Origin of the sequence: Yoonia sp. (assembly GCF_014859355.1) — a bacterium.
Classification (GTDB): Bacteria; Pseudomonadota; Alphaproteobacteria; order Rhodobacterales; family Rhodobacteraceae; genus Yoonia.
In genome coordinates this window covers 1-2,279 of record NZ_JACUUJ010000092.1, presented here as the reverse complement: position 1 = coordinate 2,279, position 2,279 = coordinate 1, and the positions used below count along the sequence as shown (strand labels likewise).

The 2,279-nt window shown below is 61.8% G+C and carries 2 protein-coding genes and 1 pseudogene; 2 read left to right on the top strand and 1 reads right to left on the bottom strand.

The features are described 5' to 3' along the window. Positions 1–1,511, top strand: a 1,511-nt coding sequence (locus IBX59_RS15080; RefSeq protein ID WP_296377037.1) for a lytic transglycosylase domain-containing protein, incomplete at its 5' end; no start/stop codon positions are given. Here the strand turns inward: IBX59_RS15080 and IBX59_RS15200 are convergent. After that, positions 1,402–1,833 (bottom strand): LysR family transcriptional regulator, encoded by a 432-nt coding sequence (locus IBX59_RS15200; RefSeq protein ID WP_367119395.1) that lies wholly within the window; start codon positions 1,831–1,833, stop codon positions 1,402–1,404. The genes IBX59_RS15080 and IBX59_RS15200 overlap by 110 nt on opposite strands. Before the next feature lie 88 nt (positions 1,834–1,921). On the opposite strand from IBX59_RS15200, the pseudogene IBX59_RS15070 reads away from it, so the two are divergent. Continuing rightward, positions 1,922–2,279: pseudogene (locus tag IBX59_RS15070) on the top strand (hypothetical protein); the annotation flags it as partial.

The window sequence follows — 2,279 nt, the reverse complement described above, 5'->3', positions numbered from 1 at the left end:
TTCACATTGCCCGAACCGATGCAATGCTGTGGCGGTCGCGCCGGTCGGATGCGGAACGGATGCTGCCGCTACTGGATGACACCCAGCGCGCTGCCGCTGCCGCCCGCATTGGCTATATTCAGGGGCTGCCCAATATGATGCCGCTTTATAATCAGGTGCCGGCGCGGGCGCGGCTGGACCCTGGGTTTGCCTATGCCCGTTTCAGCTGGATGGCCGCGCGCGGTAGTTGGGACGACGCGATTGAAATCGTGCTGGACCGGTCCACCAGCCCTGCGGCACTGGGTGAGCCGTTCCGCTGGTCGGGCTGGCGTCGGGCGTTGGCGCGGTCCGACATGCGCGAGGGGCGCGCGACACGGGCCTATGCGCTGGCATCGCGCCATTACCTGACCGAGGGCGAAGCATTTGCCGATCTGGAATGGCTGGCGGGCTATATCGCGCTGACCTATCTGGGTGATCCGGTGTCGGCACTGGCACATTTCGAAACGGCGGCCATCGGGGTTGAAACGCCCATTTCGCTGGGCCGCATGCATTACTGGATCGGGCGCGCGCATCAGGTTTTGCGCCAGCCCGACCAAGCCGCCGCCGCCTTTGCCCGTGCGGCAGAACACCAGACCGGGTTTTACGGGTTGCTGGCAGCGGATCATCTGGGCCTGCCGCTTGACCCTGCATTGGCAGAGCCACCGGTTGAATGGCGGGGCGCTGCCGTTTTTGACGATGCGCTGACCAAAGCCGCGCTGATGCTGCTTGCGGCGGGGCAACGTGGCCATGCCGTCAGCTTTGTTGCCGCGCTGGGCGAAACGCTGGAACCAGATGCGTTGGCGGCACTCGGTGCGTTTTTCAACGCGTTGGGCGAACAATATTATACCTTGCTGCTGGGGAAAACGGCGGCGACGCGGGGCATTATCATCCCTGATGTCTATTTTCCGGTGCATGATCTGGCGGCGTTGGATTCACCGGTGGAATCTGCGCTGGCGCTGTCGGTGGCGCGGCGTGAAAGCGAATTCAACATCAGTATCGGCAGCCCTGTTGGGGCGTTGGGCCTGATGCAACTGATGCCCGCCACAGCAGAAGAGGTCGCAGGCAAGCTGGGCCTGCCTTACAGCCGCGCGCGGCTGACCTCTGACTGGCAGTATAACGCGGTGCTGGGGGCGGCATATTTGGCCATGCTGACCGCAGAATTCGGGGACACGCCGGTGATGATTGCTGCGGGCTATAACGCAGGGCCAAGCCGCCCGCGGGTCTGGATGGACGAACGCGGCGACCCGCGTCTGGGCGAGATGAATATCGTAGACTGGATCGAACACATCCCGTTTCGCGAAACCCGCAACTATGTGATGCGCGTGACCGAGGCGATCCCGATCTATCGCGCGCGGTTATCGGGGCAGGCGGGGCCGATCGGGTTTACTGCGCTGCTGGTCGGGGAAAAACCGCTGCTGCGGCCCCGCGCGCGGCCTGAACAAAGAGAAGCGGTGCCAGATGTCCGGCCTGTCGCGCGACCTGAGCGCGGCTGACTTTCATGCCCCCGGCGGCGACATCGTTCAGACAAAAATAGCGTTTCAAACAATGTATCCAAGCCTCTGACGCATGGATATCGACAGCTTCGTCATAAAGCAGGCGTCCGGCCATGGTCAGTTGGCACCGCGCTGGCTTGCGGTCGATCAACTGCCACCCCAGTTGCCCCTCCAGCCGCTTCAGCGCGCTGGACACGCCAGGTTGTTGCAGCCCCAGCACCTCGGCGGCGCGGGTGATGGACCCGGCATCGGCGACGACAACAAAGGTGCGTAGCAAGTTCCAGTCCAGATCGCGGGCAAGTTTCTTTGGTGTCTTGTCCATTGATCATGTCTATGTTCAATGTCCTGGCTATCTGTTCGATCAATGCGGCCGCTCTGTCAATCTTAACCGGATCAATGGCGCATCTGGCATGAGCATCGAACGGCGCGCGGCACGTCAGCCTTGGATCTTGCTGTCCCCCGCCCTTGGCGCGGTGGGGCTGCTGCTGTTTGTGCCTTTGCTTTTCATCGTGGTTTATTCCTTTTGGCTACGCTCTGCCACGGGCGGCGACACGGCGGAATTTCATCTGGATAACTGGATCAAGGCGCTAACTGATCCCTTTTACCGCTATATCCTTTTGAACACGCTAAAAATTGCGGCGATCATCACGCAGCTCAACTGGCCGTTGGGATCTGCGCTGTCGCTGCTGCTCTTGATGGTGCTGGACGGGCCGCTCTCTGCGCTGGACGCCAACCTGCGCGAGGATATGCGGGTCGAGTTGAAGAACA

Excerpts from the sequence above, each read along its gene's own strand:
- IBX59_RS15200 (WP_367119395.1), bottom strand. The coding sequence starts at position 1,833 with ATGGACAAGACACCAAAGAAACTTGCCCGCGATCTGGACTGGAACTTG.